Annotated in this window: 16 protein-coding genes and 5 tRNA genes; 16 read left to right on the top strand and 5 right to left on the bottom strand. The window is 68.8% G+C overall.

The genetic code is table 11. The annotated features are described in order from the left end of the window. Positions 1-120: 120 nt before the first annotated feature. From AC07PU_RS32230 to AC07PU_RS32245, 4 genes are all read right to left on the bottom strand, one after another. Positions 121-1050 (bottom strand): SMP-30/gluconolactonase/LRE family protein, encoded by a 930-nt coding sequence (locus AC07PU_RS32230; protein ID WP_495322393.1) that lies wholly within the window; start codon positions 1048-1050, stop codon positions 121-123. Between the two features lie 31 nt (positions 1051-1081). Then, complete coding sequence (locus AC07PU_RS32235) at positions 1082-1351, bottom strand: GNAT family N-acetyltransferase (protein ID WP_495322394.1); 270 nt, start codon at positions 1349-1351, stop codon at positions 1082-1084. A 197-nt stretch (positions 1352-1548) separates the two neighbouring features. Next, the gene (locus AC07PU_RS32240) at positions 1549-2502 is read right to left on the bottom strand and encodes a phosphate acetyltransferase (protein WP_495322395.1); all 954 of its coding nucleotides are present in this window, start codon (positions 2500-2502) and stop codon (positions 1549-1551) included. Between the two features lie 15 nt (positions 2503-2517). Then, a complete protein-coding gene (locus AC07PU_RS32245; protein ID WP_495322396.1) occupies positions 2518-3561 on the bottom strand; it encodes a LacI family DNA-binding transcriptional regulator in 1044 nt (347 codons plus the stop codon). A 135-nt stretch (positions 3562-3696) separates the two neighbouring features. Here AC07PU_RS32245 and AC07PU_RS32250 point away from each other — a divergent pair, with 135 nt between their 5' ends. The 9 genes from AC07PU_RS32250 (at position 3697) to AC07PU_RS32290 (ending at position 8092) form a co-directional block, all read left to right on the top strand. Further along, positions 3697-4971, top strand: coding sequence for an extracellular solute-binding protein (locus tag AC07PU_RS32250; protein ID WP_093340276.1), 1275 nt, complete (start codon positions 3697-3699; stop codon positions 4969-4971). Between the two features lie 34 nt (positions 4972-5005). Beyond that, positions 5006-5929 (top strand): carbohydrate ABC transporter permease, encoded by a 924-nt coding sequence (locus AC07PU_RS32255; protein WP_495322397.1) that lies wholly within the window; start codon positions 5006-5008, stop codon positions 5927-5929. A 13-nt stretch (positions 5930-5942) separates the two neighbouring features. After that, positions 5943-6455 carry a carbohydrate ABC transporter permease gene (locus tag AC07PU_RS32260; RefSeq protein WP_495322398.1) on the top strand — a complete coding sequence of 171 codons (513 nt, stop codon included), beginning with the start codon at positions 5943-5945 and terminating at the stop codon, positions 6453-6455. Between the two features lie 9 nt (positions 6456-6464). Continuing rightward, on the top strand, positions 6465-6776 hold the full coding sequence (locus AC07PU_RS32265; RefSeq protein WP_495322527.1) for an ABC transporter permease subunit: 312 nt from the start codon (positions 6465-6467) through the stop codon (positions 6774-6776). A 535-nt stretch (positions 6777-7311) separates the two neighbouring features. After that, positions 7312-7388 (top strand) — tRNA-Leu (locus tag AC07PU_RS32270). 364 nt (positions 7389-7752) lie between these two features. Continuing rightward, positions 7753-7825 (top strand) — tRNA-Trp (locus AC07PU_RS32275). 22 nt (positions 7826-7847) lie between these two features. After that, a tRNA-Glu gene (locus tag AC07PU_RS32280) sits at positions 7848-7923 on the top strand. Positions 7924-7930: 7 nt separating this feature from the next. Then, positions 7931-8007 (top strand) — tRNA-Arg (locus AC07PU_RS32285). Between the two features lie 8 nt (positions 8008-8015). Next, positions 8016-8092: transfer RNA gene (locus AC07PU_RS32290), tRNA-Asn, on the top strand. Between the two features lie 6 nt (positions 8093-8098). On the opposite strand, the gene AC07PU_RS32295 is transcribed toward AC07PU_RS32290, so the two are convergent. Continuing rightward, the gene (locus AC07PU_RS32295) at positions 8099-8935 is read right to left on the bottom strand and encodes a hypothetical protein (protein ID WP_495322399.1); all 837 of its coding nucleotides are present in this window, start codon (positions 8933-8935) and stop codon (positions 8099-8101) included. Between the two features lie 165 nt (positions 8936-9100). Between AC07PU_RS32295 and AC07PU_RS32300 the strand changes: the two genes are divergently transcribed. The 7 genes from AC07PU_RS32300 (at position 9101) to AC07PU_RS32330 (ending at position 19471) form a co-directional block, all read left to right on the top strand. Further along, positions 9101-9817 (top strand): SIR2 family NAD-dependent protein deacylase, encoded by a 717-nt coding sequence (locus tag AC07PU_RS32300; protein WP_208509751.1) that lies wholly within the window; start codon positions 9101-9103, stop codon positions 9815-9817. A gap of 207 nt (positions 9818-10024) precedes the next feature. Next, positions 10025-10507 carry an Hcp family type VI secretion system effector gene (locus AC07PU_RS32305; RefSeq protein WP_093340269.1) on the top strand — a complete coding sequence of 161 codons (483 nt, stop codon included), beginning with the start codon at positions 10025-10027 and terminating at the stop codon, positions 10505-10507. Positions 10508-10598: 91 nt separating this feature from the next. Then, positions 10599-13826 carry a type VI secretion system Vgr family protein gene (locus AC07PU_RS32310; protein ID WP_495322400.1) on the top strand — a complete coding sequence of 1076 codons (3228 nt, stop codon included), beginning with the start codon at positions 10599-10601 and terminating at the stop codon, positions 13824-13826. A 29-nt stretch (positions 13827-13855) separates the two neighbouring features. Next, complete coding sequence (locus AC07PU_RS32315) at positions 13856-14182, top strand: hypothetical protein (RefSeq protein ID WP_495322401.1); 327 nt, start codon at positions 13856-13858, stop codon at positions 14180-14182. 16 nt (positions 14183-14198) lie between these two features. Then, entirely contained in the window at positions 14199-14633 is a 435-nt protein-coding gene (locus AC07PU_RS32320) for a DcrB-related protein (protein WP_495322402.1), read from the top strand. 34 nt (positions 14634-14667) lie between these two features. After that, a complete protein-coding gene (locus AC07PU_RS32325; RefSeq protein WP_495322403.1) occupies positions 14668-19152 on the top strand; it encodes an RHS repeat-associated core domain-containing protein in 4485 nt (1494 codons plus the stop codon). Further along, positions 19103-19471 carry a hypothetical protein gene (locus AC07PU_RS32330; RefSeq protein WP_495322404.1) on the top strand — a complete coding sequence of 123 codons (369 nt, stop codon included), beginning with the start codon at positions 19103-19105 and terminating at the stop codon, positions 19469-19471. The genes AC07PU_RS32325 and AC07PU_RS32330 overlap by 50 nt, the downstream gene beginning before the upstream one ends. The last annotated feature ends 26 nt before the right edge of the window (positions 19472-19497 follow it).

Raw genomic sequence — 19497 nt, forward strand, 5'->3', positions numbered from 1 at the left:
GAACGCAGGTGCGCGCACGCTTGTACCGAGATGCTGTGCTGACGCGGGCGCGACAACAGCAACTCGGTACAAGCGCGAGCGGTGGGAATGTGCTTGCGTGGCGCGCACCGCGCGCGGACTTCAGGCCTCGTGGTTCAACGCCAGCCCGGGCGTGGGCCAGTCGTCGATCGCGATCAGCCGCCCGCTGCCCGACAGCGTGACGAAGGCGGTGCGCAGGCCGGGGCCGCCGAAGCAGATGTTGGTGGTGTAGCGGTCGGGCAGCGGCAGGTGCTCGACCTGGCCGCCGTCGGGCGCCACGATGCTGATGCCGCCATGCAGCAGCGTCGCCACGCAGAGATTGCCGAGTGCATCGACCGCCATCGAATCGAAGCGCTGGTAGTGCCCGCCCGGCGAGGCGCAGAGCATGCGCCCGCCATGCGGCGAGGGCCAGCCGTCCTTGCGCACGCGGCCCGGCGCCACGATGTCGAAGGCCCAGACGCGCGCGCCCTCGGTCTCGGCGTAGTAGAGCGTCTGGCCATCGGGCGACAGCGCGATGCCGTTGGGCGTCATCACGGGCCGCGCGATGGCATGCGCGGCGGCGCCGTCGGCATGGCCGTAGAACAGGCCGCCGCGGTCCATGTCGCGCTCGCGCACCTTGCCGAGGTCGGTGAAGTAGAAGCCGCCGTGCGCATCGAACACGATGTCGTTGGGCCCGCACAGCGCGTCGCCCTCGACCGTGTCGTAGAGCCGCTCCGCGCGGCCGGTCGAGAGGTTCACGCGCTCGATGCGACCGCCCGAGTAGTCATCGGCCTGGCCCACGGGCCGCACGCTGCCGTCGGCCTCGGTGTGCCACTTGAAGCCGCCGTTGTTGCAGACGTAGACCGCGCCGTCGGGGCCGATCGCCGCACCGTTCGGACCGCCGCCGAGATCGGCCACCACCTGCACCAGGCCATCGGGCCGCACGCGCGTGAGCGTGCCGCGCGCGATCTCCACCAGCAGCACCGAACCATCGCGCAGGGCAATCGGTCCTTCGGGAAACTGCAGGCCGCTGGCGATTTCTCGGATCTTCATCGGGTGTCTCCTGGCGCGTGGAGGGGGGGCCTCAGCGGTTCGAGAGCGTCTTCTGCATGAACACGCTGAGCGGGTCGTCGGTGTAGCTGCCGAAGGGGCCGCGGCGCTCGTAGCCGAGCGAAGCATAGAGGGCGAGGGCCTCGGGTTGAAACGGTCCCGTCTCCAGCAGAAGCAGCTTGCAGCCTGCGTCGATGGATGCGGACTCCAGCGCCTGAAGCAACTGGCGCGCGATGCCCCGGCCCCGGAAGCCGGGTGCGACGTACATGCGCTTGATCTCGCCCTGCGCGGTGTCGAGCACCACCGCGCCGCAACCGATGGCCCGCCCCGTGTCGTCGCGCGACGAAGAACAGCACGTTGGCTTGCTTCAGCGACGCGAGGTCGAGCGCGTGCCGGCTTTCGGGTGGGTAGAGCGTGTCTTGATAAGCGTCGAGTTCGGCGATCAGGGCGATCACCTCGGGCTGATCGGGCGACTCGGGCGCAATGGTCATGGGGCGAAGGCTACCCCACGGCCTTGATGAGCCGGTCACGCCCCGCCTTCGCGAGCATCGACGCGACGGCGCAGGAGGCCAGCCGTGCCGCTTCCGAATCGGCGCGGCTCGTGAGGATCACGGGCACCTTGGTGCCGAGCACGATGCCGGCCGCATAGGCGCCGCCGAGGAAGGTGAGGCTCTTCGCGAGCATGTTGCCGGCATCGAGGTCGGGCACGATCAGCACGTTGGCGCGGCCCGCCACGGGCGAGACGATGCCCTTGATGCGCGCGGCCTCGGCATCGATCGCGTTGTCCATCGCGAGCGGGCCGTCGAGCTGCGCGCCCGTGATCTGGCCGCGGTCGGCCATCTTGCAGAGCACGGCCGCGTCGAGCGTGGAGGGCACCTTCGCGTTGACCGTTTCGGTGGCCGAGAGGATGGCCACGCGCACGGCCGGCATCAGCAGCGCATGCGCGAGGTCGATCGCGTTCTGCACGATGTCGACCTTCTCCTCCAGCGTGGGTGCGATGTTGATCGCCGCGTCGGAGATGACCAGCGGCTGCGCATGGCCGGGCACGTCCATCACGAAGCAATGGCTGATGCGGCGCGAGGTGCGCAGGCCGCCTTCGCGGCGCACCACGGCGCCCATCAGCTCGTCGGTGTGCAGGCTGCCCTTCATCAAGGCATCGACCTCGCCGCGCAAGGCCATTGCCACGGCCGCGTCGCCCGCGGCATGGCTGTGCGGCGCATCGACGATGGGAATGCCCGAGAGGTCGATGCCGATCTCGTGCGCTGCCGCTTCGATCTTCGCGCGCGGGCCCACCAGCGTGGGCGCGATCAGGCCCAGCGCGGCCGAGGCGAGCGCGGCCTCGAGCGACACGGCATTGGCCGGATGCACCACCGCCACGCGCAGCGGCGGCAGGCCACGCGCGGTGGCGATCAGGCGGTCGTAGTGCGGATGGGAGGCGGTGGTCGACGAGGTCATGCGGGACTCCTTCTCTCAGCGTGCCGGTGCCGCGGTGGAGCGGCGCACGATCAGTTCGGCGGGCAGCGTGACCCGCGTGGTGCCGGCGTCGACGCCCGCGATCTGCGCCAGCAGCGTGCTGACCGCGGCACGGCCCATGTCGGCCAGCGGCTGCCGCACGGTCGTGAGCGCGGGATGCACCTGGGCTGCGGCCGCGACGTCGTCGAAGCCCACCACCGAGACGTCCTCGGGGATCCGCAGCCCATGCTCCTGGAACACGCCCATCAGGCCGAAGGCGCTCAGGTCGTTGGCGGCGAACACGGCGCTGGGACGTTGCGGCAGCGCGAGCAGCTGGCGCGCCGCGGTGCGGCCGCCCTCGAAGTCGTACTCGCCGGGCACCACCAGCGCCGGGTCGCGTTCGAGCCCGTGCACCGCGATCGCATCGTCGTAGGCACGGCGCCGCTCGAGCGCCGACTCGAACTTCTCGGCGCCCGCGACGAAGGCGATGCGGCGGTGCCCGAGTTCGGCCAGGTGCTTCATCGCGGCGCGCGCGCCGCCGTAGCTGTCGGACGCGACGCAGGGCAGCTCGCCCGGCTCGCCGGGGCTGTCGATCATCACCACTGGAAAGCGCTCCGCCGCCATCTCGGCCATCGGGTCGAGCCGGTAGGGCAGCAGGACCACCAGCCCTTCCGTGGACTGCCGCAGCAACTGCAGCACTTCGGCCGAGGGAGGCCGCTCGTGCGGGCCGCGCGAATAGACCAGGACCTCGATGCCGGCGGCGGCTGCCGTTTCGACCACGCTGCCGACGATGTCGGCAACGAAGGGATGGTTCAGGCGCGTGGCGATCAGCCCGATGACGCGGGGGCGCGTACCGGACTTGAAGGCCGCCCGGTGGCCCTCGTAGCCGAGCTCGGACGCGACCTTGAGCAAGGCGTCGCGGGTCTGCGACGAAACGCCGGGCTGGTTGTTGATGGCCCGCGAAACGGTCATGACCGACACGCCGGCTGCCGCCGCGATGTCGGCCAAGGTGATGGTGGTCCGCGCCATGTCCTGGAGGTTGAAGCGTTGTACTCGGGGCATCATAACGTTCGGGTAACGCTCTTATGTAACGTTATTCACGGTTTCGCTATGGATTACATGGTATTTACCAGTATTGAGATAATTAACGTTAACAATATCGTTATGACGTCTGAATCTTCAGGAGTGGGCACGGCAATGAAGCCTCGGTCTTTCGCCGGCGGATGGGCCATTTCCGCCGGCTGCATCTTCGGCTATGTCGCGGCGCAGGGCGCCCCGACCATCACGGCATGGGACATCCAGACCCAGCCGGGCGTTTCGCGGGTGCTGCAGGACGCCGGCAAGCGCTTCGAGAACAGCCATGCCGGCTACACGGTGCAGCGCTCGCCGATCGCCAACGAGGCCTACAAGGTCAAGTTGAAGATCGCCTTCGGCGCCAACCAGCCGCCGTGTGTGTTCGCCAACTGGGGCGGCGGCCTGCTGCGCGAGTACGTGAAGGCCGGGCAGGTGCTCGACCTCTCGCCCTACCTGGCCCGCGACGAGGCCTTCCGCGCGCGCTTTCTTCCCGGGGCCTTCGACGCCACCACCGTCGACGGCAAGGTCTATGGCCTGCCCGGCGAGGAGACCTCGGCGGCGGTCATCTTCTACAACACCGAACTCTTTCGCCGGCATGGCCTGAAGCCGCCGCGCACCTGGCCCGAGCTGATGGCGCTGGTGGGCACGCTCAAGGGGCTGGGCATCGCGCCCTTCGCGCTGGCCAACAAGTCCAAGTGGCCCGGCTCGATGTACTTCATGTACCTGGTCGACCGCATCGGCGGCCCCGATGCCTTTCGCAAGGCGGCGGCGCGCACGGGCGGGGAGGGCTTCGCCGCGCCGGCCTTCGTCGAGGCCGGCCGCTACCTGCAGGAGCTGGTGCAGGCGGGTGCCTTCGCGCCGGGCTTCAACGGGCTCGACTACGACGCCGGCGCCTCGCGCCGCCTGCTCTATGCCGGCAAGGCCGCGATGACGCTGATGGGCAGCTGGGAGCTCGGCAACATCCAGAACGAGAACCCGGCGTTCCGCAAGAAGGTCGACTTCTTTCCCTTTCCCACCGTGCCGAACGGCAAGGGCGCGGGCGATGCCGTCATCGGCTCGATGGGCACCAACTTCTACAGCATCTCCCGCGCCTGCAAGTCGCCCGAAGCCGCGTACGCGCTGATCAAGACCATGGTCGACGACGAAGCCGTGCGGGCCCGGCTGGCCAACAGCCGCATGGTGCCGGTCAAGGGACTGCAGCTCGCCGATCCGCTGCTGCAGCGGCTGATGAGCACGGTCGTGAGCGCGCCGTCGGTGCAGCTGTGGTACGACCAGGAACTGCCGCCGCAACTCGCCGAGCTGCACAAGGACACGGTGCAGGCGCTGTTCGGCCTCTCGATGACGCCCGAGCAGGCCGCGCGGAAAATGGAGGCGCTGGCGGCGCGGATGCCGCGCTGAGCACCGGCCCGTGCCCGGACCAGGAGCCTTCATCGTGAGTTCGCGCGTCTCCGTCTTCGCATCGACGCCACGGCGCCGCGCCGCGCTGGCGCGGCGGCTCGCGCCGGTGGTGTTCCTGGCGCCGGCCGTGCTGCTGCTGCTGGTCTTCCTGGTCTATCCGCTCGTCGACAGCTTCCGTCTCTCGCTGTTCGAATGGAACGGCCTGGGCACCGGCCGCGTCTTCGTCGGCCTGCGCAACTGGATCGAGCTGCTGCACGACACGCAGTTCCGGCGCGCGCTGTGCAACAACCTGCTGCTGGCGCTGCTCTCGGTGCTGATCCAGCTGCCGATTGCGCTGGCGCTGGCCTTGCTGCTCGATCGCGCGGGCCGCGGTTCGCAATGGCTGAAGCTGCTCTACTTCCTGCCGCTGCTGTTCTCCAGCGTCGCGCTGGGCGTGGTCTTCAAGAACATCCTCGACCCCAACTTCGGCCCGCTCAACGCGCTGCTGCAGGCCGTCGGCCTGCCGGGGCTGGCGCAGGACTGGCTCGGCGACACGCGCCTGGCCTTGCTGTCCGTGGCGCTCGTGGTCTGCTGGCAGAACATCCCGTTCCACATGATCCTGTTCCTGGCCGGCCTGGCCTCCTTTCCGCGTGAGCTCGCCGAGGCCGCGCGCCTCGACGGCGCGCGCCCGTCCATGGTGTTCTGGACCATCAAGCTGCCCTGGCTGCGCGGCACCATCCGCATCGCCGCGATGCTCGCCGTGATCGGCTCGCTGCGCTACTTCGACCTGGTCTACGTGATGACCGGCGGCGGTCCCGAAGGCGCCTCGGAGCTGATGGCGACCTACATGTACCGCACCGTGTTCTCGTCCTACCAGCTCGGCTACGGCAGCACCATCGCCTCGGCGATGTTCCTGGTCGTGACGCTGATCGCCGCCCTCGGCCTGCGCCTGACGCGGCGCTTCTCGACCCCGGTGTGAGATGACTGGCGCCGTGCGCTTCCGCTCTCGTCCGCTGACACGCGGCCTGGTCTGGCTGCTGGCCCTCGGCTGGCTCGCGGTCACGCTGCTGCCGATCGCCTTCATGCTGGTGACCAGCCTCAAGTCGCAGCAGGACATGTTCTCGGGCAGCCTGTGGGCCTGGCCCGAGCGCTTCGACTGGAGCCACTACCTGTCGGTGCTGCGAGGCGGCTATGCGGGGTATCTGCGAAACAGCCTGCTGGTGGTCGGCGCCTCGGTGCTGCTGATCGTCGCGGCGTCGACGATGGCGGCCTACGCGCTCGCGCGCTTGCGGTTTCGCTTCAACCACGCGCTGCTCGGACTGATCGTCGCCGCGATGGTGGTGCCGCTGCACGTCACGCTGGTGCCCGTCTACCTGATGACGCGCAACCTCGGCCTCTACGACACGCTGTTCGCGCTGATCGGTCCCTACGTCGCCACCAGTCTGCCGGTCTCGATCGTCATCTTGACCGAGTTCATGCGCCAGATCCCGCGCGAACTCGAGTAGGCCGCCGAGATCGACGGCAGCGGTCCGTTCACCATCTTCCGGCAGATCTTCCTGCCCCTGTCCGGTCCTGGCATCGCCACGGTGGCGATCTACAACGGCATCCACCTGTGGACCGAATTCATCTTCGCCTACGTGCTCACCAGCTCGCCCGGCATGCGCACGCTGCCTTTGGCGCTGTGGGACTACCAGGGCGAGTTCTCGTCCAACATCCCCGCGATGCTCGCGGTGGCGACGCTCACCTCGCTGCCGTTGCTGGCCGCCTATGCGATCGGGCAGGAGCGGATCGTCAAGGGAATGATGGCGGGCGTGCTCAAGGGCTGAGTGAGGCCCGCGATCGGAAGGCTCGCGAGGTCGATGCCGATCTCGTGCATTGCCGCGGCGAAATTTTTTTGATCGATGTGTTGACGACGGAGTAAAGACTATTTACAGTCCGACTCCTTCGCGCGGCAGACCGCGCCTCTTCGATTCCACCCACAGCATCACAGGACCCATCGTGACCACCGCAGCCCGCATTTGCATCGACAGCCTCCGACCCATGCCGGTCCGGCCGCTCGTGCGCGCTCTGCTGGCCGTCACGGTCGCTGCATGGCTGAACGAGAACCACAGATTGCATCCGGGTGGAGGACGCGCTTAGGCGACGACCTCCCAAGCGCTCTTCACCAAGAGGCCCGGATACCGAAAGGTTCCGGGCCTTCTTGCTTTGGAGCTTCATCACCGAACCCTTTGCCCATGCAGCGATCGTGCTGCAGCGCATGAAGCCAGGCGGCTCATGCACGCTCCTTAAAAATTCGAAACGACGAGGCGGGGTCGCGATGGCGCGGCCCCTCACCTCGGCAAGCAAGAGAAAACACATTCAGCCTCGGTGACGCAATCGGTAGACGTGTCCGCCTTAGAAGCGGAATTCTGGGAGTTCGAGTCTCCCCCGAGGCACCAAATTTCTCTGGGTTTAGGGTCTGTCATCAATCAAACGCCCTCGCGCTGGCCCCGCCATGCGGTGGATACGCGAAGGACGGTGCAGCCCATGGTCACCCATGGGCAAGCCGGCCGACAAAGTAGCCACCGCATGGCGGGGCCAGCCCGGAGGGAAGCCCTGTTGCGCGGTGCATTGCGGCGTTGCCCTTCGCTTACGTAGCGCGCTACGCAGCGCTCAGGGCGCCTTGCACTGCCCCGCGCAACAGGGCTTCGCGAGGGCGTTTGATTGATGACAGACCCTATGTCAATCAGGTGACGGCCTGCCCTGGAAGCAGGAGGCTGCAGGTTCGAGTCCTGCCACCCAGACCATCTTCGTTTTTATCGTGCGTGTGTAGCTCAACTGGCAGAGCACTGGTCTCCAAAACCAGCGGTTGAGGGTTCGATTCCTTCCGCGCGCGCCGCCTCGTTTTTTCTTTCTGCGTCTCGTTCGTCTAGCGGTGAGGACGCCGGACTTTCACTCCGGAAATCGCGGGTTCGAATCCCGCACGAGATGCCATCCTCATCCCGCGTTAGCTCAATGGATCAGAGCATCTGCCTACGAAGCAGGGGGTTGCACGTTCGAGTCGTGCACGTGGGGCCATTCTTTTTTCCCCGGTAGCTCAGCTGGTAGATGCGGCGCACTGTTAATGCGCAGGTCACACGTTCGAACCGTGTTCGGGGAGCCATTCAATTCATGCAGGCCTGACCGGCTCGCGCACCAGCGCCCGCGCCACCCGCCACGCCATCCACAGCAGCGCGATCGGCAGCACCACGGTCTGCAGCGCGAACAGCGCGATCAGCTTCACGATGCGCTCGGCCCAGTCCGAGGCCGAGCGGATGATCTGGTCGTAGGTGGCCTTGAGGTTCGGCAGCTTCGGCAGCCAGCGCTCGATGCGTTCCTTCCAGCCCTCCTGCGCATTCGGCTGCGCCTCCTGCGCGGTGTCGACCACGGCGGCCGGCGACTTCTCGATCAGCGCGAGCGCCGATTGGTACTCGTCGGCCATGAAGACGCGGTACAGCCCCTCGTTGGCCATGGCCGACAGCGGCACCGCGAAGCGCACCAGCAGCAGCCCGATCAACAGCGACTGCAACCAGCGTGGCGAACGGCCGCTGTGCCAGCGCCAGGCGATCCATGCGAGCGCCACCGCGCAGACCAGCACCGACATGTAAGCATGCGCGCCGATCTTCAGCAGCACGAGCTGGATGCCGAAGGACACGCTGGCCGCCAGCATGATGGCCGCGAACTGTTCGATCAGTTCGTTGAGCGGCTTGAGCGCCTGGCCCGGCGCAAGGCTCACGCCGATGCCGCCGGGCGTGGCGTCGACCTGCGTGCCCTGCGCCACCGACACCACCGCGCCGAGCGCGCGTGCCGCGGCGAAGGTGGTCAGGGCGCGCTTGAGTCCGTCCTCGACCTGCGCGCGCGCGGGCGTGTCGATCGGCGCGACCCAGCAACCGAGGAACACCACGAGGGCGACGGCGAAAAGATAGAAGCGCTGCAGCGGTCGGTTGGAGGTGGTGGTGCTGTTCATGGCTCGTGGTCGGATGCGTGCGCGCGGTCGTGTGAAGGGCCGCGGCGGGCTTCTGGCATTCTCGCGGCGCTCGGTCGCCGCTCGAAAGAATCCCGCATGGCGGGGTCGGTCGGGGTGTGCGTTCGACGTCGCCCCGGGTTTCTTGTTCCCTTCGGAGTCCTCTTCATGACAACCACCGTTCAACCCCGCAAGATCGTCGTGCTCTCGGGCTCGGGCGTGAGCGCCGAAAGCGGCCTGCCCACCTTCCGCGACGCCAACGGCCTGTGGAACAACCATCCGTGGCAGGAGCTCGCGAGCCCCGAGGGCTGGCAGCGCCATCCCCAGACCGTGCAGGCCTTCTACAACGAGCGCCGCCAGAAGGCCTGGGCGGCCCAGCCCAATGCGGCGCACGCGGCCATCGCCTCGCTCGAGCCGGCCTACGAGGTGGTCATCGTCACGCAGAACGTCGATGCACTGCACGAGCGTGCCGGCTCCACGCAGGTGCTGCACATCCACGGCGAACTCGCCTATGCGCGCGGCACCTCGGAGCGGCGTCATCGCTACCGCATCGACGGCGCGGCGATCGAGATGGGCCAGCTCTGCGAAGACGGCACGCAGTTGCGGCCCGACATCGTGTGGTTCGGTGAATCGGTGCAGCACTTCGACGAGGCGCTGATGCACGTCACCACCGCGGCGCGCGTGCTGGTGGTGGGCACCTCGCTCGCGGTGCAGCCGGCCGCCTCGCTCGCACGGTACGCGCACGCGAGTGCCGAGAAGGTGCTGGTGTCGCTCGAGATGGAGGAGGTACCGCGCGGCTTCGTCTTCATGCGCGGCAGAGCGACCGAGCAGGTGCCGACGCTCGTCGCGCGATGGCTCGCGGAAGCGGAGCGAGCCGGCGCGTAGCGTTCGCCAAAGCAGGCCCGTCATCGTGAGATGACGGGCTTTTTTGTGTCGCCTTGTTTCGGTCTTCGCGCACGGAGCCGCTGAAAGAACCGATTGTTCCTAAGGTTGCGGCGGGTAGTGCTTTTTTCGCCGTGACCTTCTGCACTAGCGAACCCATCGCGCATCACCTACCTTCCAGGCGGTTTCAACGCAACACGGGAGCAGCTCATGGCGGTAGACATGTTCATGCGCGTCGAAGGCGCGAATGGCGAATCGAAGGACGCGAACCACAAGGACTGGACGGACATCAAGTCCTTCGCATGGGGCGCGACCCAGCCCGGCAACATGGTCAGCGGTGGCGGCGGTGGCGTGGGCAAGGCCAGCTTCAACGACCTGCAGGTGCTCGCGCGTATCGACAAGGCGGCACCGGCGGTGCTGAAGAACTGCGCCAGCGGCAAGCACCTGAGCAAGATCGAAGTGTCGGTCTGCAAGGCCGGCGGCTCGCAGATCGAATACACGCGCGTGACGCTCGAGGAGGTGCTGGTCACCTCGGTGCAGTACACGGCCGAGCAGGGCAGCGACGCGGTGTTCGTGCAGTACGCGTTCCAGGCCGCCAAGGTCAAGCAGCAGTACTGGGAACAGACCGACAAGGGCGGCAAGGGCGCCGAAACCCAGCTCGGCTGGAACATCAAGGAAAACAGGGAAGCCTGAGCACCGCGCGTACAGGCCGGCGTGCGATGCGCGCCGGTCCGTGCGCGCCCGTGCGTTGCATCCGCTTCGTCGTCGCTGAGTCCCCGGCCCCATGATCCGCAGCTTCATCGCCCACAGCGCGCTGGGCGAGCGCCTCAAGTTCCGTTCGATGACGGGGCAGGAGCGCATCTCCACGCTGTTCGAATCGCGCGTGCGGCTGGTCAGCGAGCTGCCCGGCATCCCCGCCAGGCAGATGCTCGGCGAGGACATGACGATCGAGGTCAACCTCGCGACCGAGCTCGGTGGCGCGGGCCAGCGCTTCATCAGCGGGCAGGTCACGCGCTTCGCGCGCGTGGGCAAGGACGACGGCGACATGCATGTCTACGAAGCCCAGCTGCGCCCCTGGCTCTGGTATGCCACGCGGCGCTCGGACTTCAAGATCTTCCAGTTCAAGTCCGTGCCCGACATCGTGCAGGAGGTGCTCGCGCCCTACGGCTTCGGCATCGACGCGCGGCTGAGCGGCAGCTACCGCAGCTGGGACTACTGCGTGCAGTACGGCGAGACCGACTTCGATTTCGTGAGCCGGCTCATGGAGTCCGAGGGCATCTACTATTTCTTCGCGCATGCCAGGGGCAGCCACCAGCTCGTGCTGTGCGACGGCCCGGGATCGCATGCGCCGCTGCCCGCGGGCCCGGTGAAGGTGCCATACCACGCGGGCGTGCTCGCGGCGCAGATCCTCGAGCAGGACTTCATCGACAGCTGGCACCACGCCGAGGACATCGCCTCGGGCCATTTCGCGACCGACGACTACGACTTCAAGAAGCCCCACGCCGAGATCGACACGCTGCGTCGCCAGCCCGCGGGCCACAGCCGCGACAGCTACGAGATCTACGATTGGCCCGGCGGCTACACCGAACTCGGCGATGGCGAGAACTACGCGCGGCTGCGGCTCGAGCAGCAGACCGGCCGGCGCGAATCGATCGAGGCCGAAGGCAACCTGCGCCACATCGCGCCGGGCTACCTGTTCGACCTCGCGCGCCATCCGAACGCCGAGGACAACCGCCGCTACCTGATCGAGGCCGCGAGCCACGACTTCCAGGAGAACGCGTTGCGCGTGGCAGCCGCCGGTGCCGCCTACGGCGAATCGACCAGCAGCACCAGCTACCGCCAGGCCTTCGCGGTGGTGCCCGACAGCGCCCCGTATCGCGTGCCGCGCCTCACGCCGCGCCCGCGCACCACCGGCCCGCAGACCGCCGTGGTGGTGGGCCCCGCGGGCGAGGAGATCCACACCGACGAGTACGGCCGCATCAAGGTGCAGTTCCACTGGGACCGCTACGGTCAGCGCGACGAGAACGCCTCGTGCTGGATCCGCGTCTCGCAGACCTGGGCCGGCGGCGGCTACGGCAGCATGCAGATCCCGCGCATCGGCCAGGAGGTGATCGTCGACTTCCTCAACGGCGACCCCGACCATCCGATCGTCACCGGCTGCGTCTACAACGCCGCGCAGATGCCGGCCTGGGAGCTGCCGCGCCACAAGACGCAGTCGGGCATCCAGACCCACTGGAGCAAGGGTGGCGGCGGCAAGCACATGCTGCGCTTCGAGGACAAGCGCGGCAGCGAGCACATCGAGCTCTCGACCGACCATGGCGCCACCCACCTGCACATGGGCTACCTGATGAACCAGGGCTCGGAGGTGCAGCGCAGCTACGGCTTCGAGCTGCGCACCAACGAGTGGGGCTCGATCCGCGCCGACAAGGGCCTGCTGCTGACCACCTACACGCAGGACTTCACGCAGCGCGTGTCGCGCGACAACCCCGATGGCCACGAGCACATGGGCGCCGCGCTCGCGCAGAGCGGCGCGCTGATGCAGTCGGCCGGGCAGGCCATCGCCGCCACCAAGGCGCTGGTCGGCGCCATGGCCAAGGGCAAGGGCCAACAGCTCATTGGGCTGGCGCAGGGCGTGCAGTCGCTGGCCGGCGCGGCGCAGGCGGTGAGCGCGCTGACGGGGGGCGATGCTTCCGACGAGGCCGGTGTCTCGGGCGATGCCGACCCCGCCATGGCCGATGCGCAACGCATGCTCGACCTCTCGCGCAGGATCGACAAGCCCGTGGTCTCGATCGTGAGCCCCGAGGGCCAGACCATGATCAGCCCCAAGCCCATCGTCGTGAGCTCGGGCCAGAGCGTGTCGATGCGCTCGCAGTCGGCCCTGACGCTCACCACCGGCGCGCAGCTCACGCAGCTGGTGGCGGGCGGCATGCTGACGCAGATCGCCAAGGGCGGCCAGGTCAACGTGGTCTCGGGCGGCGACATCGTCTCGCATGCGAGCGAGGGCGCGATCAATCTCGTCGCCAAGATCGATGCCTCGGTGACCTCCACCGAGAGCAACGCCAACCTCGTGGGCCGCAAGTCGGTGCTGGTGCAGGCGGTGGACCAGGACGTGTTCGTGATGGGCAAGACCAGCATCTCGCTGATCTGCGGCAAGTCGTCGATCGTGCTGCTCGAGGACGGGACGATCCGGATCAGTGGCGTGAAGGGGCTGGTGAACTTCACGGAGGATCTGGATCAGCGGGGCGGGAAGATCTTTTTGAACTGCGAGGCGCCGGTGGGGGCGGCACCGCCCGAATCGGAGGAAGAAACCGTCTCCGCGCCGGCCGTGCCCGGGAGCGCCGCGCCGGCGGCACCGCCACCCGGCACCAAGGTCGCGAAGCCGGCCTTCGCGCCGGCCGTGGCCGAGGAACCGCCGGCCACCGCCGCTACCCTCGCGGTGCCGAGTTCTCCGAACATGTCGCCCGCGCAGGTGAACCTCGGCGAGCTCAACGGCGACTTCACGCACCGCTGGAACAAGAGCTTTCCCAACGGCGTGCCGACCGAGCAGGCCAACACGCTGGTGGCGAACGGGAAGGGCGAGCTCTCGCTCGTCAATCCGGTGTCGGGCACGTCCGCGCACGCAGCGCCCGACCTCGACGTGTCGCGCAACCAGGAGGTGCTGGGCGTCTTCCATTCGCATCCCCAGATCGCCAACAACACCGTCTACACCGGCGTCTCGCTGAGCGGCGGCGACGCGGGCTACCTGATCAACACGCAGCAGAACGTGATCGTGGCCCAGAGCGGTGCCGACCAGTTCATGTACATGCGCACCGCCCAGACGCCCGCCAACATCAACAGCGACCTGCTCAACAAGGCACAGAACGCGCGGATCAACGAACTGGTGAACCAGCCCTCGGCCAGCCCCATGAGCTATCCCACCGCGACGCGCATCGCCGCGCGCGAGACGGCCGAGAAGCTGAAACTGGCCTACTACCAAGGCAACGGCGGCGTGCTCAACCGCGTGTGGCCCTGACACGCATGAATGCAGCGAGCGACCACCCCATGCCCAACGACGAAGCCCTTGCCAACGAGGCCGAAGCCCTGCTGCGCGCCGCCGATGAAGCCATCGCGCGGCAGGACTGGCCCGCCGCTGGCCGCAACATCGACCGGGCGCTGCAACGCGTGGGCGACCGCTACCTCTCGCCGCGCGCCATCGACTCGAGCGGCCAGACACTGGTGCTCGCCGACATCGAGGCCGCGCAGGGCCGCGAGTCGTCGGCCATCGCGGTGCGGCGCGGCGTGCTGCATTCGCGCACCGTGCAACTGCGCGAGAAGCTGCGGCCGCCATCGACTCCGTCGGCCTTCCCCATTCCTGGCCCTTCGCGCTGAAGCGGCCCGCACACTCATGCGCTATCACATCCAAGAAGGCCACTTCGACCTCCCCGACGACGGCCGCATCGACCGCTCGATGAACGTGCTCGCCATGCCCGACGGCAGCGGCGTCACCTTCATCGTGAGCCGCGACGCATTGCGCGCGCAGGAGACCCTGGCCGCCTTCGTCGAACGCCAGATGAACGACCTCAAGCGCCAAGTGAGCCAGTTGCAGGAGACCTCGCGCAACCCCATCGGCGTGGGCCCCGCGATGCGCAGCCTGGCCGCGATCGAAATCGCCACCCGCTTCAATCAGAACGGCCAGGCGCTGCACCAGCGGCAGGCCGTGTTCCAGCTGCCCGACGGCCGCGCGGTGCTGATCCTCACCGCGAGCAGCCCCGAGCCCTTCGGCGAGAGCGAGCTCGCGCTGTGGCAGCGCACGCTCGCGAGCTTCCAGCCCAGGGACTGACGCGGCACCGCGCCTGCGTGCCTCGCCATCGACCATGCCCGGCCAACCCGCAGCGCGCCTGCACGACCCCATTGCCCACACCAACGCGCATGCGCGCTTCTGGGCCAAGTTCGCCGGCGGGCTGATCGGCGGCATCGCCGTGGGCTTCGCGGCCGGCGTGGCCGTGGCGGCCGTGGTCGGCACCGGCGGGCTCGCGGGGCCGCTGGTGGCGGGCGCGGTGGTGGTCGGCGCGCGCATGGCCGGCGGCTATGTGGGGGCGAGCCTCGGCGAATCGATCGCCGATGCGCTGGTGCCCGAGACGCTCACCGTGACCGGTGCCATCACCAGCGCCTCGTCGGACGTGTTCGTCAACAGCAAGGCCGTGGGCGCGGCGCGGGCCTCGCCCGACATTCCGATGGACACCGTGAGCTGCTCGCGCGACTCGCCGCAGATCTTGTTGGCCGAGGGCGCCGAGACCGTGTTCATCAACCGCGGCGTGGCCTCGCGCAAGGACGACCACACCGAGTGCGGTGCCAAGGTCAGCGAGGGCTCGCCCAATGTCTTCATCGGCGGGCCGACCGCGCGCGTGCGCGAGGTGGCCGACGAGGTGCCGCTGATCTCGCGCATTGCCGTGACCGTGTTCAACCTCGTGATGATCTACAAGGGCCTGCGCTGCCTGCCGAAGCTCGCGCGCCAGGGCCGCAAGGCGCTGCCCTGCCTGATCGAGGGCGCCATCGGCGTGGGCATGGGCATCCACGGCCTGGTGAGCTCGTTCGGCAACCCGGTGCATGCGGCCACGGGCGGCAAGTTCCTCGGCGGCGAGGCCGAGCTCGACTTCCGCCTGCCGGGCGCGCTGCCCATCGAATGGCAGCGCTTCTACAGCAGCCACGACCTGCGCCGCGACGGCGCGCTGGGGCAGGGCTGGAACCTGCCCTATGGCTCGCAACTGCGGCTCGATAGGGGCGCCACGGGCGAGCCCGTGGTGGTGCTGATCGACACGCAGGGGCGCGAGGTCGAGCTGCCCGATCTCGAGGCGGGATCGCGCCAGCTGTGCCTGCGCGAAGGGCTGGACCTCTGCCGCAGCGAGGGCGGCCATTACTTCATCCACGTGCCGGGCGGGCTCTTCTATCTGTTCGAGCCGCCGGCCGACGCAGCGCGCAACGGCCAGTTGCTCAAGCTCGCACGCGTGGAAGACCGCAACGGCAACTTCATCGACCTGCGCCACGATGCGATGGGCCGCCTCGTCGCGATGGCCGACGGCACCGGCCGCCTGCTCGCGCTCGACTACACGGGCGAGAGCCCGCGGCTCGATGCCGTGCGCATCGCCGTCGGCGCGCCGGGCGAATCGCCAGGCCTGCTGGTGCGCTACCGCCACGATGACCACGGCCGCCTGGCCGAGGTGACCGACCGCAACGGCGTGGTGGCGCGGCGCTTCGCATACGACGCGCAGGGCCTCATGTGCCTGCATGCCGACGCTGCCGGCCGCGAGTGCCGCTACGAATGGACCGGCACGGGCGCCGAGGCCCGCGTGGCGCGCCACTGGACCAGCGACGGCGAGCGTCACGAGGTCCGCTACCTGCGGCTGCGGCCCGACGACGCGCCGCCGCTCGACGACCCCGGCGTGGCCGTCGGCGAGACCCATGTCGTCGACCAGCTCGGTCGCGGCTTCACCTGGCAGTGGAACGACGAGCACCAGATCCTCGGCTACACCAATGCCGAGGGCCAGTACTGGCGCGCCCGCTACAACGCGCTGCGCCAGCTCGTCGCCATCACCGAGCCCGACGGCGCCACCACACGCTGCGACTACGACGCGCAGGGCTTCCCCAGCAGCCGCACCGACGCGCTGGGCCGCACCCGCGGCACCGGCTGGACCGACTTCGGCCTGCCCTGGCGCGAAACCGAGGCCGACGGCAGCGCCCACGTCTACGCCTACAGCGACGAGGGCAACCTCGTGCGCGAGACCGATCCGCTGGGCCGGACCCGCAGCTACAGCCACGACCGGCGCGGCCTGCCCATCCTCGTGACCGATGCGCACGGCGGCCACAACCGCCTGCGCTGGAACGAGCGCGCGCTGCTCGTGGCCTTCACCGACTGCTCGGGCAAGACCACGCGCTACGCCTACGACGGCTGGGGCCACCTGAAGACCGTGACCGATGCCGCCGGCCAGCAGACCCGGCTCACGCACGACGCCATGGGCCGGTTGCTCGCGGTGTCGCTGCCCGACGGCAGCCACCAGGGCTTCGAGCGCGACGCCGCCGGCCGCCTGGTCGGCGCCACCGATGCACTGAGCCGCGCCACCCGCTTCGCGCTCGATGCGCGCGGCGAGCCGCTGTGGCGCCAGGACGCCGAGGGCCGGCGCTTCGCCTGGCAGCGCGACAGCGCGGGGCGGCTGCAGGCGCTGGTCAACGAGAACGGCCTGCGCTTCGAGTTCGTGCGCGACCGCGCCGACCGCATCGTGGAGGAACGCCGCGTGGGCGGCACGCGCGTGCGCATCGCCTACGACGCCAATGGCCGGCCCGTGGCCATCACGCACTTTCCGGGCATCGGCGACGACGACCTGAAGCCGCGCGATGCCGGTGGAGAGGGCGAGGCCCCGCCGCAGGGCGCGCAGCCGCTGCGCACCGAGCTCGTTCGCGATGCCGTCGGCCGCCTGATCGAGAAGCGCACCGCGAGCCACCACTACCGCTATCGCTACGACCTGCGCGACCGCCTCGTCGAGGCGCTGAAGCTCGAGGTGACGGGCACCGGCTACGCCATCGCGTTGCAGCCGCTGCACCGCACGCGCTTCGCCTACGACCTGCTCGGCCAGCTGACGAGCGAGACCGCCATCGACGAGCGCACCGGCGAGCAACACACGCTGCGGCACGACCACGACGCGCTCGGCAACCGCACGCGCACCGAGCTGCCCGCGCTCGCGGGTGACCGCGACACCGTGCGCGCCTTCAACTACCTGCACTACGGCTCGGGCCACCTGCACCAGGTCAACGTCTCGCGCCAGCACGGCGATGCGCCGACGCTGCACCAGCTCGTGAGCGACATCGAGCGCGACGACCTGCACCGCGAGATCGCGCGCAGCCAGGGTGCGCTGTCGACCCGCTTCGCGCTCGATCCGCTCGGGCGCCGCGCGGCCGCATGGTGCCGCCCCTCGTCGCTGGCCGCAGCCTTCACGCCCAACGACCCGGCCTGGCGCCAGGCCCTCGAGCGCGCCGGCACGCCCGAGGCCGGCGCGCTCGACGGCCTCGCGAAGGACTACGGCTACGACTCCGTCGGCGAGCTGCGCCGCGGCCGCCATTCGCTGCAGGGCGCCTTCGCCCACCGCTACGACGCCACCAGCCGCATCGAGGAGAGCGTGCGCGTGCCCCTGGGCGCGAGCGCGCAGGCGCCGCGCGGCGCCGCCGGCCACGAACGCTTTGCCTACGATCCCGCCGGCAACCTGCTCGATGCCTCGCTCGCGAACGACGCCGCGCAAGGCGCCGTCGGCGGCCGGGTGCACGACAACCTCGTGCGCGTGTTCGAGGACAAGCGCTACAGCTACGACGGCCACGGCCGGCTCGTGCGCAAGCGCGCGGGCCGCCACACCGAGCAGCATTTCGAGTGGGACGACGAGAGCCGCCTCGTCGCCGTGCGCACCACGCGCCGCCCCGGCACCGAGCACGCCACCACCCAGACCACCCGCTTCGACTACGACGCCCTGGGCCGCCGCGTCGCGCGCCACGACGCCTTCGGCAGCACGCGCTTCATCTGGGACGGCATGCAGCTCATCGAGGAGCGGCGCGGCGCCCAGGTGCTGAGCTACGTCTACGAGCCCGGCAGCCACGCGCCCATGGCCCGGATCGAGGAGCGCGCGCCTGCATCGAACGGGGAGGGCGGCGATGCGGACCGCACGAGCCGCTGCGAGATCTGCCACTTCCACACCAACCAGGCCGGCCTGCCCGAGGAACTGAGCGGCCACTACGGCACCCTGCGCTGGCGCGCCAGCTACCGCACCTGGGGCGCCACCGTATCGGAGCACTGGGAGGCCAGCACCCTCGACGGTCGCCCCGTGCTGCGGGCGGCGGCGCATGGCGACGAGGGACACGCATCGCTCGCCGAGCAGAACCTGCGCTTTCAGGGCCAGTACCTCGATCGCGACACCGGCCTGCACTACAACACCTTCCGCTTCTACGATCCCGACATCGGCCGCTTCATCAGCCCCGATCCGATCGGGCTGGCGGGTGGGGCGAACCTGCATCTGTATGCGCCGAATCCGGTGTCGTGGATCGATCCGTGGGGGTGGAGCTTCATCGATGCTGTCAGCGGCGCCTCGGAGCGCACCGGCAAGAAGTTCCAGGGTGCCGAGATCTACAAGTTCAACGACAAGGCCAAGGTCGACGGCACCACCTTCAAGAAGGGCGATTACTACTACCTCGACAATCTGCACAAGGACCACTACGAGACCTTCTCGAAGAACAACGCGTCGAAGGGCGTGTTCAATCTGGACGGAACCAGGAATGAATCCAAAAGCAAGAAAGCCGCCAAGCGCACCGGGCCCGGATGTTGAAGCCGCGCGCGAGAACCTGCGCAACAACAAGAACGACGAGGTCGAGGGCACCTTCTGCTACGCGCTGTTCGAGGACCGCGTGTTCGACGAGGCGCTGCTCGTGCCGCTCATCGCCGACATCGAGTGCGTGCTGGGCCAGGACGAGGTGAGCCCCGAGGACCGCAGGCTCGCGCACTGGGTGATGCTGGGCACGCTGCGCTGCCTGTTCTCGCACTTCGATGCGAACGATCTCTACAAGATCGAGAACCTCGATGCGGAGGTTTATGGGCGGTGGAGTGGGGACTACTTCGAGCGGTTTCGGGCGTTGATGTCGGGCTGACGCCCGGCGCGCATCGATTGGAGAAC

This window comes from Variovorax sp. GW821-FHT10D07, assembly GCF_059415325.1.